This window comes from Methanothermobacter sp. THM-1 (genome assembly GCF_009914355.1).
Taxonomy (GTDB): Archaea; Methanobacteriota; Methanobacteria; order Methanobacteriales; family Methanothermobacteraceae; genus Methanothermobacter; species Methanothermobacter wolfei.
The window spans coordinates 1,408,131-1,422,006 of the sequence record NZ_CP044013.1; the positions used below are offsets into that span (position 1 = coordinate 1,408,131).

General features: G+C 50.6%; 15 protein-coding genes. 6 read left to right on the forward strand and 9 right to left on the reverse strand.

Annotation, left to right across the window (positions count from 1 at the left end):
- The first annotated feature begins 9 nt into the window (after positions 1-9).
- Genes FZP57_RS07290 through FZP57_RS07305 form a run of 4 tightly spaced genes read left to right on the forward strand, consistent with a single transcriptional unit; the run spans position 10 to position 2,990 of the window.
- Positions 10-804: an AAA family ATPase gene (locus tag FZP57_RS07290; RefSeq protein WP_074359391.1), complete on the forward strand. Its 795-nt coding sequence runs from the start codon at positions 10-12 to the stop codon at positions 802-804.
- Between the two features lies 1 nt (position 805).
- Complete coding sequence (locus FZP57_RS07295) at positions 806-1,024, forward strand: KEOPS complex subunit Pcc1 (protein WP_074359392.1); 219 nt, start codon at positions 806-808, stop codon at positions 1,022-1,024.
- Positions 1,025-1,028: 4 nt separating this feature from the next.
- Positions 1,029-2,597 carry a serine--tRNA ligase gene (gene serS / locus FZP57_RS07300; RefSeq protein WP_074359393.1) on the forward strand — a complete coding sequence of 523 codons (1,569 nt, stop codon included), beginning with the start codon at positions 1,029-1,031 and terminating at the stop codon, positions 2,595-2,597.
- A gap of 39 nt (positions 2,598-2,636) precedes the next feature.
- Positions 2,637-2,990 (forward strand): hypothetical protein, encoded by a 354-nt coding sequence (locus tag FZP57_RS07305; protein WP_191216154.1) that lies wholly within the window; start codon positions 2,637-2,639, stop codon positions 2,988-2,990.
- Here the strand turns inward: FZP57_RS07305 and FZP57_RS07310 are convergent.
- From FZP57_RS07310 to FZP57_RS07325, 4 genes are all read right to left on the reverse strand, one after another.
- On the reverse strand, positions 2,926-3,300 hold the full coding sequence (locus FZP57_RS07310) for an ATP-binding protein (RefSeq protein ID WP_191216155.1): 375 nt from the start codon (positions 3,298-3,300) through the stop codon (positions 2,926-2,928). The genes FZP57_RS07305 and FZP57_RS07310 overlap by 65 nt on opposite strands.
- Complete coding sequence (locus FZP57_RS07315) at positions 3,246-4,109, reverse strand: histidine kinase dimerization/phosphoacceptor domain -containing protein (protein WP_084531272.1); 864 nt, start codon at positions 4,107-4,109, stop codon at positions 3,246-3,248. Before FZP57_RS07315 ends, FZP57_RS07310 begins: the two co-directional genes overlap by 55 nt.
- A gap of 181 nt (positions 4,110-4,290) precedes the next feature.
- Entirely contained in the window at positions 4,291-5,025 is a 735-nt protein-coding gene (locus tag FZP57_RS07320) for a peptidylprolyl isomerase (RefSeq protein ID WP_074359397.1), read from the reverse strand.
- Complete coding sequence (locus tag FZP57_RS07325; protein ID WP_074359398.1) at positions 5,016-6,116, reverse strand: nucleotidyltransferase family protein; 1,101 nt, start codon at positions 6,114-6,116, stop codon at positions 5,016-5,018. Before FZP57_RS07325 ends, FZP57_RS07320 begins: the two co-directional genes overlap by 10 nt.
- A gap of 122 nt (positions 6,117-6,238) precedes the next feature.
- Here FZP57_RS07325 and pyrC point away from each other — a divergent pair, with 122 nt between their 5' ends.
- Positions 6,239-7,513: a dihydroorotase gene (pyrC, locus tag FZP57_RS07330; protein ID WP_191216156.1), complete on the forward strand. Its 1,275-nt coding sequence runs from the start codon at positions 6,239-6,241 to the stop codon at positions 7,511-7,513.
- An 83-nt stretch (positions 7,514-7,596) separates the two neighbouring features.
- Positions 7,597-7,776, forward strand: a complete 180-nt coding sequence (locus FZP57_RS07335; RefSeq protein WP_074359400.1) for a CooT family nickel-binding protein — start codon at positions 7,597-7,599, stop codon at positions 7,774-7,776.
- A gap of 136 nt (positions 7,777-7,912) precedes the next feature.
- On the opposite strand, the gene mcrA is transcribed toward FZP57_RS07335, so the two are convergent.
- From mcrA to mvhB, 5 genes are all read right to left on the reverse strand, one after another.
- A complete protein-coding gene (mcrA, locus tag FZP57_RS07340; RefSeq protein ID WP_074359401.1) occupies positions 7,913-9,577 on the reverse strand; it encodes a coenzyme-B sulfoethylthiotransferase subunit alpha in 1,665 nt (554 codons plus the stop codon).
- The gene (gene mcrG / locus FZP57_RS07345; protein WP_074359402.1) at positions 9,577-10,374 is read right to left on the reverse strand and encodes a coenzyme-B sulfoethylthiotransferase subunit gamma; all 798 of its coding nucleotides are present in this window, start codon (positions 10,372-10,374) and stop codon (positions 9,577-9,579) included. The genes mcrA and mcrG overlap by 1 nt, the downstream gene beginning before the upstream one ends.
- A gap of 15 nt (positions 10,375-10,389) precedes the next feature.
- A complete protein-coding gene (gene mcrD / locus FZP57_RS07350; protein ID WP_074359403.1) occupies positions 10,390-10,878 on the reverse strand; it encodes a methyl-coenzyme M reductase operon protein D in 489 nt (162 codons plus the stop codon).
- Between the two features lie 19 nt (positions 10,879-10,897).
- The gene (gene mcrB, locus FZP57_RS07355; protein ID WP_074359404.1) at positions 10,898-12,229 is read right to left on the reverse strand and encodes a coenzyme-B sulfoethylthiotransferase subunit beta; all 1,332 of its coding nucleotides are present in this window, start codon (positions 12,227-12,229) and stop codon (positions 10,898-10,900) included.
- A 401-nt stretch (positions 12,230-12,630) separates the two neighbouring features.
- Complete coding sequence (mvhB, locus tag FZP57_RS07360; RefSeq protein WP_191216157.1) at positions 12,631-13,869, reverse strand: polyferredoxin protein MvhB; 1,239 nt, start codon at positions 13,867-13,869, stop codon at positions 12,631-12,633.
- Positions 13,870-13,876 lie beyond the last annotated feature (7 nt).

The window sequence follows — 13,876 nt, forward strand, 5'->3', positions numbered from 1 at the left end:
GGTGTCATCATGAAGATAGCTGTAACTGGTAAGGGAGGAGTCGGGAAGACGACCATTGCAGGTACGCTTGCATGCATATTCTCAGAAGAATTCAGGGTTTTTGCAATAGACGCTGACCCTGATATGAACCTCGCATCGAGTATAGGGATAATGGAGGACATAACCCCCATTGCAGAGATGAGGGGGATTATAAAGGAGAGGACTGGTGCAGAGCCTGGTTCCTCCTTCGGTGAGGTTTTCAGGCTCAACCCCAGGATAAGCGACCTTCCTGAGTCCCTCTCGGTCACCCACCCCCGGCGCCCCAACCTGAGGGTTATGGTGATGGGTACCGTGGAGCACGGGGGTGATGGCTGCGTCTGCCCGGCCTCCGTACTCCTTAAGGCCCTCCTGAGGCACCTCATAGTACGGAAGGATGAGATGGTCATCCTTGACATGGAGGCTGGTATAGAGCATCTTGGCCGTAAAACAGCCGAATCCGTTGACCTGATGCTTGTGGTCGCTGAACCCGGCCTCAGGTCCATTGAAACAGCTTCAAGGATAAAGGGCCTTGCAGGGGACATCGGGATAGAAAGGATCATGGCCGTCATAAACAAGGTCACCGGTGAGGATGAGGAGGAATTTGTAAGGGAGAAGCTTGAATCTATGGGGATACCCGTCCTTGGAACCGTGCCTGCAGATAAAACCGTTATAATGGCTGATATGAACGGCGAACCCCTCAGCAGGTACCCTGAATCAGCTGCATACAGGGCCATAAGAAAGATCTCAGAAACCATAATATCCATGAAGAACCAGAAGGAATGTTAAAATGAATGTGAGGATAACCGTAACCGCAGAGTATGATAACCATGAGGAAGCAGAAATCGTCATGAAAGCCCTCGAACCGGAAAACGAATCCTACGTGTACTCTGAAATTCAGGGATCAATGGTAAGGTTCCATATGGAGTCGGATTCCATTTCAACAGCCCTCAACACTGCAGATGATCTGATATTCTCTGAGATGATAGTTGAAAGTATGATAAGGTGATCGTATGAAATTCAGACTTAAAGGCATGATAAAGCTAAGCAGAGAGGTTCCTGAAGCAGAGGAAGACCTTGAAAGGTTCTTTAAAGAGGCTGAAGAGGACATACTGAGAAGGGGGGTTCCAGGGGGCCAAGAGGAAGAGGCGAGCCATGTGAAATCATGGAAACTTGAAGGGGACCGGATAATCATCGAGATGGAATCAGGGCGGCGTGTCCGTGCACATGAAGGTCTCCTGAGGCTTAAAAAATCCCTTGGGCAGCTCCTTGGACCCGGATACAGGGCGGGGGTCCGGGGTATGAGTGTGGAGGATTACACCCTTGAGATGGATGCGCCAGGGGTCTCTGAAATACCGGGACTCGGGGAGCTCCCCTTCGTGGAGGAGGCCGTGGTGGCTGATGGTAAGATCAGGGTTAAGTTCAGCCCCCTCGGGGAGTCCGAGCTGCGAAGGCACGTGGTTGACAGGGTCGTGAAGCACGCCCTAAACCTTGTTGAATCATCCGCAGGTGAGGCTGAAGGGACTGAAACCAAGGACCTGACGGTTAAGGTGACAAAGGCAACACCCGGTGAGGTGGTTGCAAGGAGCAGGGAGATGGAGTTCCTCTTCCATGGTGAACCAACAGAGGAGGCCGTCCGCCTTGGATGGGTTAAGAAGTTTCCCGGGCGGGGCCAGTGGTTCTACGGCCCCCAGATAACCGCCCTCCACAGGGTCCTTGAGGACATCCTCATCGAAGGGATTGTGAAGCCCCTGGGATTCGTTGAGTGCCTCTTCCCCAAGCTCATACCCCTTGACGTGATGAACAGGATGAGGTACCTTGAGGGCCTCCCTGAGGGGATGTACTACTGCTGCGCACCCCGCAGGGACCCCGAGACCTTTGAAAGGTTCAAGAATGAGCTTGTGATAAACCGTGAGGTTCCGATGGAGCTCCTGAAGAAGGGTATAAAGGACCCCGGCTATGTTATTGCCCCTGCCCAGTGCGAGCCCTTCTACCAGTTCCTCTCACATGAGGTTGTGAGTGCAGAGGACCTCCCCATAAAGTTCTTTGACAGGAGCGGCTGGACCTACCGCTGGGAGGCGGGGGGTGCCAAGGGACTTGACAGGGTCCATGAGTTCCAGAGGATCGAGCTGGTGTGGCTGGGCACACCTGGGCAGACCGAGGAGATCCGTGACAGGACCGTGGAGTTGTCCCATGAACTGGCAGATGAACTTGAACTTGAATGGTACACCGAGGTCGGTGATGACCCCTTCTACCTTGAGGGCAGACGCGTGGAGGAGAGGGGTATAGAGTTCCCTGATGTCCCCAAGTATGAGATGAGGCTCTCCCTGCCGGGAAGGGATAAGGGTGTTGCGGTTGTATCCGCCAATGTCCATGGAACTCACTTCATAGAGGGCTTTTCAATCAGGGAGGCCCGTAACAGGAAAATATGGACCGGGTGTACCGGTATAGGACTTTCAAGGTGGATATATGGTTTCCTCGCCCAGAAGGGCTTTGACACTGAAAGGTGGCCTGAGGCCGTAAGGAAGAGGATGGAGAGGGTTGAGGTGCCCAGGATCCTCACATGGCCCCGGGTGGAGTGATAGGCAGAGATCATGATTGAACCGTCCAGGTGATTAACCTTGAACTGTGACAAGCACCCGGAACGTGAAGGCATTGCATCATGCATAATATGTGGAAGGATAATGTGTGAGGAGTGCAGGCTGAGGCTTGGTGGTAAGAACTACTGTCAGAGCTGTGCCGACAGGATATTCCGGGAGAGGAGCGTGGAGGGTCCGGTGGATGAAGGGATGGGGGCCCTTAAGAAGCTCCTCATAACCTTCATCCTGATCATCGCCTTTCTCGTCTGCCTGTTCTATATCCTGTACCTGGTCTACCTTGCACCCTACTATGGAAGCCTTCAGAATGTAATCAGCATACTAATGGAGGACCCCCAGAGGATAATAAGGTTCCTCTCATGGAGGATCGGCTTCTGACACCGGTTACCTGCTGCATATAGGGTTCCGGGAACCTAAAGCCTCTCAGCATACCTGAGTTCGGTGAACTCAACCCTGAAGGCTGTTCCATCACCGGATTCATAGCTGACCCTCCGTTCAGCTGGGCTGCAAGGTTCCTTACAAGTTCCATTCCAAGGCCCCCTGATCCCTCAATACTGAAGTCATCAGGGAGCCCGGGGCCGTTGTCAGTGACAGAGCGTATGAAGCCATCATCCTTCTCTTCAAGGGAGACGGTTATCTCTCCTCCTTCAGGGAGGTGCCTGATGCTGTTGGATACAAGTTCATCCATATGATTCCAAGGGGAATCGCGGTCTCAATGTTAAGTGCAAGTTCAGGGACATCAACCATGATCCCTGCATCTGAACGGTAAAGGTCCTTGAGGTATGATGTAAGCCTGAGGGTGTAGTCCCTGAAATCCACGACATCAACATCCCCCCTTGAGAGCAGTATCTCATGTATGATTGCAATGGACTTTATCCTCCTCTGAAGGCTCCTCATAGCTTCAGCTGCTTCTTTATCACTCAGCCTGTATGACTGGAGGTTTATAAGGCTTAATATCAGCTGGAGGCTGTTTTTAACCCTGTGGTGGAGTTCGGCGAGCAGTGCCCTGTTCCTCTCAAGGGACTCCCTGGCAGCCTCCTCAGACCTTTTTATATCTGTTACGTCCTCAAATATCCCTAGGAATCCCCCTCTGATCTTCTGAAATCTTACACGGATCCACCTACTATCCCTCCTTATAAGGGATTCCCTTCCAGGTTCCGGGAGGAGCCCTCCATCCAGTTCACCGGGGACTTTACTTATAACAGGTCCATTGAAGATCTCCTCCATGAGGGGGTTGGATTCAACTATCACCCAGTTTTCATCAAAAAGGGCAAGGCCTACAGAGAGTTCCATGAAGAGGGTTCTGAACTTCTCTTCACTGGCCCTCAGGGAGTCCTCCCTCTCCATGAGAGAGACCAGATACGTCCTGAGGAGTGCGTAGAGAAGGAGTGAGGTTAAGATTATGAACATGGATCCCTTGAGAACCGAGAGTTCAAAAATAAGTGAGACGTTACCGTTCAAGTATGCTTTGTAGTCAGATACAAGGATCCATACCATGCTGAAAATAGCATAGAAAGCAGCTATTATGAAGGCCGCTATCCCTGGGCCCAGCCGCCGGGGGTCTGGAAATCTTCTATAGGGGGTTTCCCCCTCTCTTCATGTGTTAGTGTATGTAATGGAAAATATAATAAATTTCCCTCCCTGCGGAAACTTCACAGGAGGGGTGGTGTGGGGAGGATCACTCCTCTGCTTCCTCCTCAGTGACTTCCTCATCCTTTTTCTCAAAGACATCTGCAAATTCAACCCTTTTAATGCCCTCCATGTTCTGCCAGATGTCCCTTGATATCCTGAACCTTGCAAGGGTCACGTCCATGTATGGCCTGTTATCGAACTTGGTCATCTCATCCATGTAGATGGTCACCGTACCATCCTCTATCCTGACCTCTGTCTTGTCGATGTCCATGTTCTGTGAAGGGTAGTGGAGCTGGATCATGCTCTTAACCTTCTCGGTATCATCGGTGATGATCTCGGCCACCCTAACATCATATTCAAGGGTTTTGCCTGCAAGTTCATGGTTGAAGTCAACCCTGACACGGCCGCCTGAAACATTGAGGACCCTTCCCTCATGGCCCTCGATTGTGAGCACCATTCCAGGGTATGGTTTTATTCCCTGCTTCTTGAACTCCCTCATGGGTATGAGCTGGACGAGTTTAGGGTCCCTCTTACCGAAGGCGTTCTCTGGTTCGATTTCAATGTGCTTTTCCTCGCCTTCCTCCATACCCGTTACTGCCTCATCAAGGCCCTTTATAAGGTGGCCGCCGCCTACAACGATTGGTATTGGGCCGAATGTTTTCTTTATCTGAAGACCTGCATCCTTTGCAACCTCTTCGCTGGTTGTGTCAAAGACCTCGCCGGTCTCCTTGATCTTTCCTGTAAATTCAAGTTTTATAAAGTCTCCTTTATTCACTGCCATATCTCTAGCCTCCTGTGTGGTATTCTATCTTTAAATTCTTTAAGGACCTGTTTATCCTTAAATCCAAGAATTCGAATTACGGATGGATAATTTTCTATATATTTATGGATCAGCCCCTTATGAACCTTTGCCTCAAGGACCGATAGTATGCGCTGTCTGTGGTGCCGGCTGAATGATCCGGGTATTGCTGCCTCCACCTCTTTGATGCTGCTGTAGGGCCTTCTCCTTAGAATGGCTAATGCGGTTACCTCATCAAAGAGGTTGAGGTCCATGAGTTCATCCCGGGGGAGTGTTTCTGCGTTCCTGATTATCCTGTCCTCAAGGCGTATTTCATGCATAGGCGCCCTTCCCTCCCTTATCTCACCTTCAAGGACGCTGAGTGTCTCTGGGGGTAGCATGTGGGATACCGATTCAAGCTCGTCCCTCGCTGCAGCCCTCCTTATCCGTGTCCCGCTGACCCCCCCGATTCTCTCAATGAATATGAACCTGCCGGTGAAGTCAAAGCCAACCTTACCAAGGGCCCGTGCAAGTGAAACTATAACATAGTTGTCCTCCTCAAGGGGTCCCTCAAGGACCGTTTCGCCCTCATCAAGGTCCACGATCCTGTATGGTCTTGGGACGACCCTGTGGCCGTGGCTTATTCTCCTGAGGACCTCTTTAAAGCCAGGGACCTGCCTATAACCCCTGGGTATCCTGTTGGCATCAAGGGCCCTGAACATCCCTGCAAGGCAGAGGGAGTACTGCCCTGACCCCATAACACCCATGGGGGGTCCCTCAACAGCTATATCTGCACCGGCGCGTATGGCTATCTCTGCCCTCGCCTCCCGGCTCATTATGTAGGGTACTCCCCTCCCACTGCGCTCGAGGGGTCCTGGTATGATGGCGACGAAGAGGGCTCCGGGGAACCGTTTCCTTGCCTCCATCATGCAGTGCCTGTGGCCTTTATGGAAGGGGGAGTACTCTGTGAAGTCAGCCATTATCATGGGTTCAGGGGAGTGGTCCCCGTACTCGGGCCTCAGATGCGCATCACGCCTGATTATTTCAAGGTCCCTCTCAATGATGCTCTCAAGGAATGAAGGTTCAGGGGGCATGTTAATTAATAGGGGTTAGCACCAGATAAATATGTAGAGCATCACCACGGTGAATGCTGTGGTGGGGGATCAGCATTCTGTGAGTGTAACAGTGGATGTGAGATTCAGAGCGGGTGTGATGAATGTTTGACCTTTTACTCGAGAACTGCAGGATCGAAAGGGACCTCATTGTGAATATTGGTGTTGATGATGGAAGGATAGCCAGGATATCCCATGAAAAGCTCAGGGCCTCGGAGAGGATTGACCTTAAGGGCTATTTCGTCCTCCCAGGACTTATAGATGCCCATGTGCACTTCAGGGACCCCGGGCTTGAGTACAAGGAGGACTTCAGGACAGGATCCATGGCAGCCGCCCATGGCGGTTTTTCAACGGTCATTGACATGCCAAACACCATACCCCCCACAGATAATGCCAGGGAATTCAGGAGAAAGATAAGGATAGGTGAAGGTAAGAGCATCGTCGACTTTGGACTGCATGCAGGTTACTCCGATCCATCAGAAATCGAGGAGGTGCTTGAATTAAAACCCGCATCCTTCAAGGTCTTCATGGATCTTGCAGAGATACCCATGGTTGACGCCCTCTTCAGGAGGCTCAGGGAGCTGTCATCAGGGGTGCCTGTGACGGTCCACTGTGAGAACAGGGAGGTTATAGGGCGCTCCATGGAGAAGCTCGAGGGGCGGGATGACCCCTTCGCCTATTCACTTGCAAGGCCCCCCCTTGCAGAGGAGGTCTCCGTTGCCGAGGTCCTGGCGCTTGCACTGCACCATGGGCACCCCGTCCATGTGTGCCACCTAAGCACTCGGAAGGCCCTTGAAGTCATCGAACCCTTCAGGGATTATGTTACATGCGAGGTCACACCCCACCACCTCCTCCTGGACTCAGGGTCCCTTGAAGGGTTCGGTACACTTGCAAAGACAAACCCGCCCCTGAGGGCGAGGGGTGAGGGACTTTCACCTGAAGATCTTGGGAGGATCAACATCATCGGGACCGACCATGCCCCACACACCCTCGAGGAGAAGGAGCGTGGTGTGTGGGATGCTCCGCCAGGGATACCTAACCTTGAGGTTGTGCTCAGACTCCTCCTCACCCTGGTGTCCATGGGGAGGGTGAGTCTTGAGACCGTTAGGAGGATGCTTGCCGAGGAACCTGCAAGGATCTTTGGTTTGAGGTCCAAGGGCCATATAAGGGAGGGTATGGATGCCGACTTTGCCGTTGTTGATCTGAAGGCCGCCGGAACCATAAGGGCTGATGAATTCTACAGTAAAGCCCACTACACACCCTTTGAGGGCTTCAAATATACCGGTGAGGCTGTGATGACCATTGTAAGGGGGCAGGTTGTTATGGAGGATGGTGAGGTCCTTGAGGGTGATGGCAGGTACGTGGCCAGCGAACATTGAAAAGAACATGATTAATAATGAAAAAATTTATATTCCATAAAAACATATCCCTGAATCCAGTGAAAACCAGACGGTGAAAAAGTATGTGTGAATCAAACCTGTACTCTGATGATGGGGAACTCCTCATGGAGGACGTTATACTCATCGAGGTCCTTGATGATGGCATAAAGGCAACTGACATCCTTAACACATCAAGGGAATTCAGGGGATCACTCACAAGACTCGACCTTGACAAGCACAGGATATACATCAGGCTGCAGTAAAAACAGCTCAACCCTGAAAAAGACAGGATATACATTCCATTACCTATTCCAGACGAATATTATTTTTCATGTGCAGAAAAAAAACGGTGCTCCCTACCGGAATAGCTCTTTCTAAAAAAATAAGGTTTTGCTGGAATTATTTTCCAGCAGGTATGATGAGGTCCCTTTCTCCTTCCGGGATGAACTCCCTGAGGGCTCCCTTTGCAATTGACTTCCTTGGTGATGTGAAGTCGAAGGAGAGATCCTTATCTGCAAAGGCCACCTTTATGAGTGGGTTGGTACAGAAGGCGTCTCCCCTTGCAGCGTGTGGAGCCTGGGCTATACCGGCGTACTCTGGCTGGTGACCCACGTTCATGGCGTAGTTTGGATAGTTAGGTCCACGCAGTTCGTGGATAAGTCCCTCGTCGCTTCTGATTGAGAGGGAGTTGGATGCACCGCACTGGTCCTGCAGGTCGTAACCGTAGAATCCGAGCCTGCTGTGGGCTTCCTTGTGGAGTATCTGGCTGAGGTACCATCCGTTGACACCTGCATTGGAGTTTCCTGTTGCAAAGGCTGTTGAACATCCTGCTGCTGCAGCTGCAACGGCTGCCCTCTGGGATCCTCCGAAGTGGTCCTCCAGGAGGGTTGGGTACTCCTCGTACTGTTCAAGACTGTAAAGTGTGACCTCTGTGGATATGTCACGCACAACATCCATTGTTGGTTCTGATCCGCAGATTCCAAACTTGTCCTCAACGTACTCCATACCGTAGTAGAGGAAGTCGTCCAGGATGTCGTCGGTGTAGGATGCTGTTGCGTACTGGGTGAAACCAACACCACCTGACATGTATGATCCGAGCCATACCTGGTCATAGAGTGCTGCTGCACCTGCTATGACTTCAAGTGAGACGTTTGCAGGGTCGTCTGAAACCCTTGAAGTCTGGACGATGTCAGCGAAGGTACCGAAGGCAACACCACCAGGTTCGTTCGGTCCCCTTGCCCTTCTTGCAGGCATTATTGTACCCATCTCAATAACGTCAGCGTGTTTTGCAGCGAATGAGAAGTCTGCGATTGCTGCTTCCCCTGCACATAGCTTGTATGCTGAGATGAAACTCATACCGATCTGCATTGCAGACCATCGGGATACTGTACCACCGTCACATGCCCTCACGACGATTGTGGGAACCCTGTTAACCTGGTATGTCCTGTTACCTATGTAGCTCTTGAGCTGTTCTGCCTGTTCTTCAGGGAACTCCTTGTTTATGTCTATGAGTATCCTCTTGTCGAGTTCATCTGCAAGGTTGTCGTCACCTGTGAATACCTTGGCGTAACAGTCCTCGACGATTCCAGGGTGGACCTCCACCATGTGTTCCTGGACAACAGCACCGCCCGGGAGGGCGTGGTTGATTACCTCCATGTATTCGTTGATTGTTTCGGGTGTAACCTCCACACCGAGCCTCTTCTCAAGAACCGCGTGGGCTGTGTCCATACCAACGATGACGGTCCTCTTTATGTCGTCCACCATCTGCTGAATGGCGGCGTTGTTGACGAAGTGGAGGTCGTCACCTTCAACGTAGGCGTCTGTGCCTGAGACCCTGTAAGCCATGAGCTTCCTCTGACCCAGAGGCACACCTATGTCAGGGTTGTAGAATGGTATTCCGCCCCTCTTTTCAGCAGCCTTTTTGGCGTATTCTGTGAACTCCCTCTTACGTTCAGACTGTTCCCATCCTCCGAAGCAGTAGAAGTTTGTGGATTTCTCTTCAGGGTCTTCTCCCTCAAACTTCTTCTTAAGAGCCTTAAGGAATAGTTTCTTTTCGTTATCCATTAATCATCACCTAGCCTTTTTCTTAGGTCTTCCTTGAATACATCCATACCAAATCCGCCCATGGTACGGCCGGTGTGTATGTTCTCAACAACTTCAATTGCCTCTTTATCATCCCTCATAGCAATGTTGTCCTTCCTGTAGATTGTTGTGATCTTCCTGAGCTCCTCCTCATCCAGGGGCTGGCCCATATCCACAGGTTCATCAAGGGGCCTTCCGACCTGTTCCTTGACGTAGACGACGTGGCCTGTTTCCTCATCAAAGACGTACCTCTGGAGGGCGTCGAACATGAGACCGTTTTCATCGAGTCTGAGGGAGTGTCCGTGGACTGTGGCACCCCTTATACCTGTTGTTGCAGGGTCGAAGAGTTCTGTTTCAACCAGTTCCTTTGAGACCCCTTCAAGGTCAAGTTCCCTCATCTCAATAACCTGCCTTCCTGAGAGTGTACCTGTGTCAACACCACGGTACCTCCACATGTAGGTCCTTGCCCTGTCGTATGGCTGGGCAGGTGCATTGTACATGGAGTCCGCGAACTGGATGTACCTTACCCTTACACCTTCCTTCGCACCCTGTATTGGTTCCACAAGGTCCCTTACAATGTCCTCTTCAAAGTCCATTTCATCGAGTGGTGGGTGCACGGACTTGTAACTTTCACCGGGGTTCCTGTGTCCCAGGACCTTGACCAGGTCCTCATCTGATATTTCCCTTAATTTACGTAATTCGTAATCAGGGTTCATGTGTTTTCTTCTGTTTTCAGCTATCCTGGTTTCCCCAGGAGTGTACTGGGCTTTGTAAGACATATCATAACCTCACAATCATTTTATATTGACAACCGTGTCCTTCAACCTTGAACTTGGATCAACCATTCCTATTACTCTTGGATCTATTTTATCCTCAAATTTCAATCCGTATTTGAGGTAATCGGATATGGTGATGTCCTTCTTTGTGAAGGCGCCTACGAATACCCTGTAGGAGCATGGGAGCACGTCTTCCAGGATCTCTTCAATTGTTTCCATCCTCTCCGCCAGGGCTTCCGGGAGTATGCCCACGATGATCTCACCGACCTTCACCCTGAGCTCGACTTCTTCTCCCCTGACTGTTATTGTTTTCCTGTCGCTGTGCCGGACCTCTGTTCCCCTTGCAGGTCCATAGTAGACCCTGTCTGGTATGGATGGTCCGTGGACAAGGACCCTTACTATCCCGTCGAGTTCGTATATCCTGTTCAGCAGCTTCTCAACTGTCTCTGGTTTGAGAAGCCTCTGGGGGAAGATCTTTATATCGACGAATCCTGTTTCTTCTGACATGCTCACTCCCCATGGTAACCTATAACTGGTCCTTTATCTCTGCAGCGCCCTTTGCAACGTTGACTATAGGTTCCCTGAAGTAGTCTATTTCACTGTAAACGGATCCTATGAGTCCTGATGTTTTTTCCACGGAGAACATCTGAGTACCTGCATCGAGGCACATTGCTGCAGCCACGCATGGGAGTGCGAAGCCCTTACTGTGCCTTGTAACCACGTGGTTTCCGTGGAAGATACCTGGACCTCCACCACCGTAGATGGAGTGGCTGAAGAATGAGAAACCTACCGCTGTACCCATGGCCCTTCCGAAGTCCACGCCTGGGAGTCCTGTTTCATATTCAAGTATGTCGTTGTAGTAGAGTACTGTTGATGCAACTCCCTGGGCTGCCCTTGCAGCACCCACATTGACTATTGTTGCTGCAAGAAGTCCTGTTGCTGCGTATGCGTTCCATAGTGCCCAGTCAGCTGGTTCGTACATCTTGTAGCCTGATGTCATTTCCTTGGCCACTTTAATGACCCTGTCCTCTATAGCCCTTTCCACGAGGGATGCTATAACTGTACCAACAGTTCCTTTACCGTTCTCTTTAACGAGGTCGAACAGGAGGTTGTTGGCGTTGAGTCCCTGGTATGCGAGGCCGAGGAGGTGCATCCTTTCAAATGCTCCCACAGCGTCACCTGTCTCGAACATTGCTGTCTGTTCGAGTATGGATGATAGTGCTGATGCGTTGAGGGTGTTTTTCCTTGTTATTGCAACGACGTGGTTTGCCATTATGTTCCTTAGACCGTATCCAAGACCCTCGAGGAGTACTGGTGGTCCGAGGAGTGTTGAGAGGTTTGCGCCTGTGAAGTCAACTGTCTGGGGGTATCTGCCCATGACGGCTGTTTTGACTGCGTTTGCATCGAACATGTCAACGTCGAATTCGTCTATTATTGCCTGTACAACAGCTGCGCCTGTTACCAGTGCTGAGACTGTGTAGTCTGCGGCGACACCCATCCTTGTGGTTGGAACCTGGACAAGTATCTGCTGGCCGTTGTTTATGAGGCGGATGTTTGTGTCGTCGTCCTCTGATGTCTGGACGAGTTTTTTAATCTTTTCGGCTATTGCTTCTGCGTTTTCGACTATGGGCAGGTCGACTTCCCTTCCTGGGATGAAGTTGGATTTTCCACCCAGGGCTGCCTTCCTGAGGCTTCCTTCTATTCCAGCAAGGTTCACTGCAACTGACCTTTTCACATCGCTTACAAGGTTTGCGATTGTCGGGTTTTTAAGGGGGCTCACGGCTTCAAGAGGAACGTCTTCCTCCAGGAGCTTACCGTCTGCCCCGTAGAGATCTACTCTGTCTTCATACATTGGCATGGTATTCACACCTCTTGTTTTATTTATTTATTAATAAAATTTATTATTTTATTAATAAAACTGATGGTATCATGGAACATGGTTTCAGTGCCTGAAAGAAACCTTCATGTTATACCGAAGTTCATCCTCCAACCTCCAGAGCACAGCCCATATTAGAACAGACCATACCAGATTTGCAGTTATTAACCAGTATTAACGGGCATATAACCGCTTATGCTTCAGTTTTCTGACATCTATGACTCTATTGAATAAGAAAAAAGGATAATATAAATGTTTTCAAAAGGAAAAAAAGAAAAATTTTAAATATTAAAAATCGTTTTTCATAAAAATAATCATCCATGTAATAACAGCATTCCTGCAGAAGGGGTCTCATGGATGAAAACAGAAAAAAAGAGGAGGGGTTATTTCAGTGAAAGTGCATTTTTTGGACAGGCAGGTATGCACTGATCACAGAGTATGCAGAATCCCTTGAGGGGTACCTTCTCCTCTGTGAGTTTCAGCATGTCGTAGGGGCATGCCTCTATACAGTCACCGCACTCGTCACAGAGCGCAGGGTTGTACTGCACCCTCTTCCTTTTAACAACCTCTCCATCAACCACCTTGTCCATGTCCACAAGGCTCAGTGCACCCTTAGGACATGCCATGGTACATGCACCGCAGCGGGTACACATTGCAAAGGATGGCTCCTCATCCACCTTCACATTATCAGGCAGCTTCATGCCCTCCTTTGTCACGACCCTTATGGCATCGTTTGGACAGATGTTTGCACATGCACCGATGAAGTCACACTTCTCTTCATCCCAGACAAGGCCCTCTTCACTGGCCGGTTTGGCGGGTCCGAGTTCCACTTCAAGGTCGATGGCATCCACCGGACAGAGCTGTTCACAGAGACCGCATGCTGTACAGATGGTTGGCAGTTCCACCGTAAGGTTTGATGCCTTTGCTGTTATGAAGTCCCCGGGGCATGCCTCAACACAGGTGTTACACCCGATACATGCCTCTTCATCAAGTTCAAATTTCTTGATCTCCTTGGACCTCTTCTCTGGTTTCCTGCCTGATATGAAGACAGCGTTCCACGGGCAGGTCTGTGCACATACACCACACTTTATACAGGTGTCCTCATCTATCTCAATGACACCGCCAACCTCCTCAAGGGTTATGGCGTCAACAGGACACTCTGGTACGCACATTCCACACCCTACACAGTCCGCAATGAATACCGGGCCCTCAATGTCCAGTTCAATCTTTGCAGGTTCCTTTATGCCCTCAACGCCTATGACTCCAACCGGGCATATGTCAACACACTTCTGGCACATGACGCAGAAGCCCTGGAGCGGTATCTTTTTAACCTTGCCCTCTTCAAGTTTCAGGGTCTGGGGAGGGCAGACCTCCACGCAGTCCCCGCACTCGTTACACTTATCAGGGTTGAAGACTATCCTGCCCTGTGTATTCCCTGCTTCATCAACCACAAGGTCCTCGAGTTTGAGGGCCCCTGTTGGACAGGTTGCAACACATTTGGGTTCCCCGCCACAGATGTCACAGTAGATGACATCTTCAGGTGTTACCTCAATGGCTGCAGTTGGGCAGGTACCCTGACAGGCCCCGCACCTTATGCAGTCCTCTTTATTGACAACTATCATTTTACCA

Excerpts from the sequence above, each read along its gene's own strand:
- FZP57_RS07290 (WP_074359391.1), top strand. The coding sequence starts at position 10 with ATGAAGATAGCTGTAACTGGTAAGGGAGGAGTCGGGAAGACGACCATT.
- FZP57_RS07295 (WP_074359392.1), top strand. The coding sequence starts at position 806 with ATGAATGTGAGGATAACCGTAACCGCAGAGTATGATAACCATGAGGAA.
- serS (WP_074359393.1), top strand. The coding sequence starts at position 1,029 with ATGAAATTCAGACTTAAAGGCATGATAAAGCTAAGCAGAGAGGTTCCT.
- FZP57_RS07310 (WP_191216155.1), bottom strand. The coding sequence starts at position 3,300 with ATGGATGAACTTGTATCCAACAGCATCAGGCACCTCCCTGAAGGAGGA.
- FZP57_RS07315 (WP_084531272.1), bottom strand. The coding sequence starts at position 4,109 with ATGGTATGGATCCTTGTATCTGACTACAAAGCATACTTGAACGGTAAC.
- FZP57_RS07320 (WP_074359397.1), bottom strand. The coding sequence starts at position 5,025 with ATGGCAGTGAATAAAGGAGACTTTATAAAACTTGAATTTACAGGAAAG.
- FZP57_RS07325 (WP_074359398.1), bottom strand. The coding sequence starts at position 6,116 with ATGCCCCCTGAACCTTCATTCCTTGAGAGCATCATTGAGAGGGACCTT.
- pyrC (WP_191216156.1), top strand. The coding sequence starts at position 6,239 with ATGTTTGACCTTTTACTCGAGAACTGCAGGATCGAAAGGGACCTCATT.
- FZP57_RS07335 (WP_074359400.1), top strand. The coding sequence starts at position 7,597 with ATGTGTGAATCAAACCTGTACTCTGATGATGGGGAACTCCTCATGGAG.
- mcrA (WP_074359401.1), bottom strand. The coding sequence starts at position 9,577 with ATGGATAACGAAAAGAAACTATTCCTTAAGGCTCTTAAGAAGAAGTTT.
- mcrG (WP_074359402.1), bottom strand. The coding sequence starts at position 10,374 with ATGTCTTACAAAGCCCAGTACACTCCTGGGGAAACCAGGATAGCTGAA.
- mcrD (WP_074359403.1), bottom strand. The coding sequence starts at position 10,878 with ATGTCAGAAGAAACAGGATTCGTCGATATAAAGATCTTCCCCCAGAGG.
- mcrB (WP_074359404.1), bottom strand. The coding sequence starts at position 12,229 with ATGCCAATGTATGAAGACAGAGTAGATCTCTACGGGGCAGACGGTAAG.
- mvhB (WP_191216157.1), bottom strand. The coding sequence starts at position 13,869 with ATGATAGTTGTCAATAAAGAGGACTGCATAAGGTGCGGGGCCTGTCAG.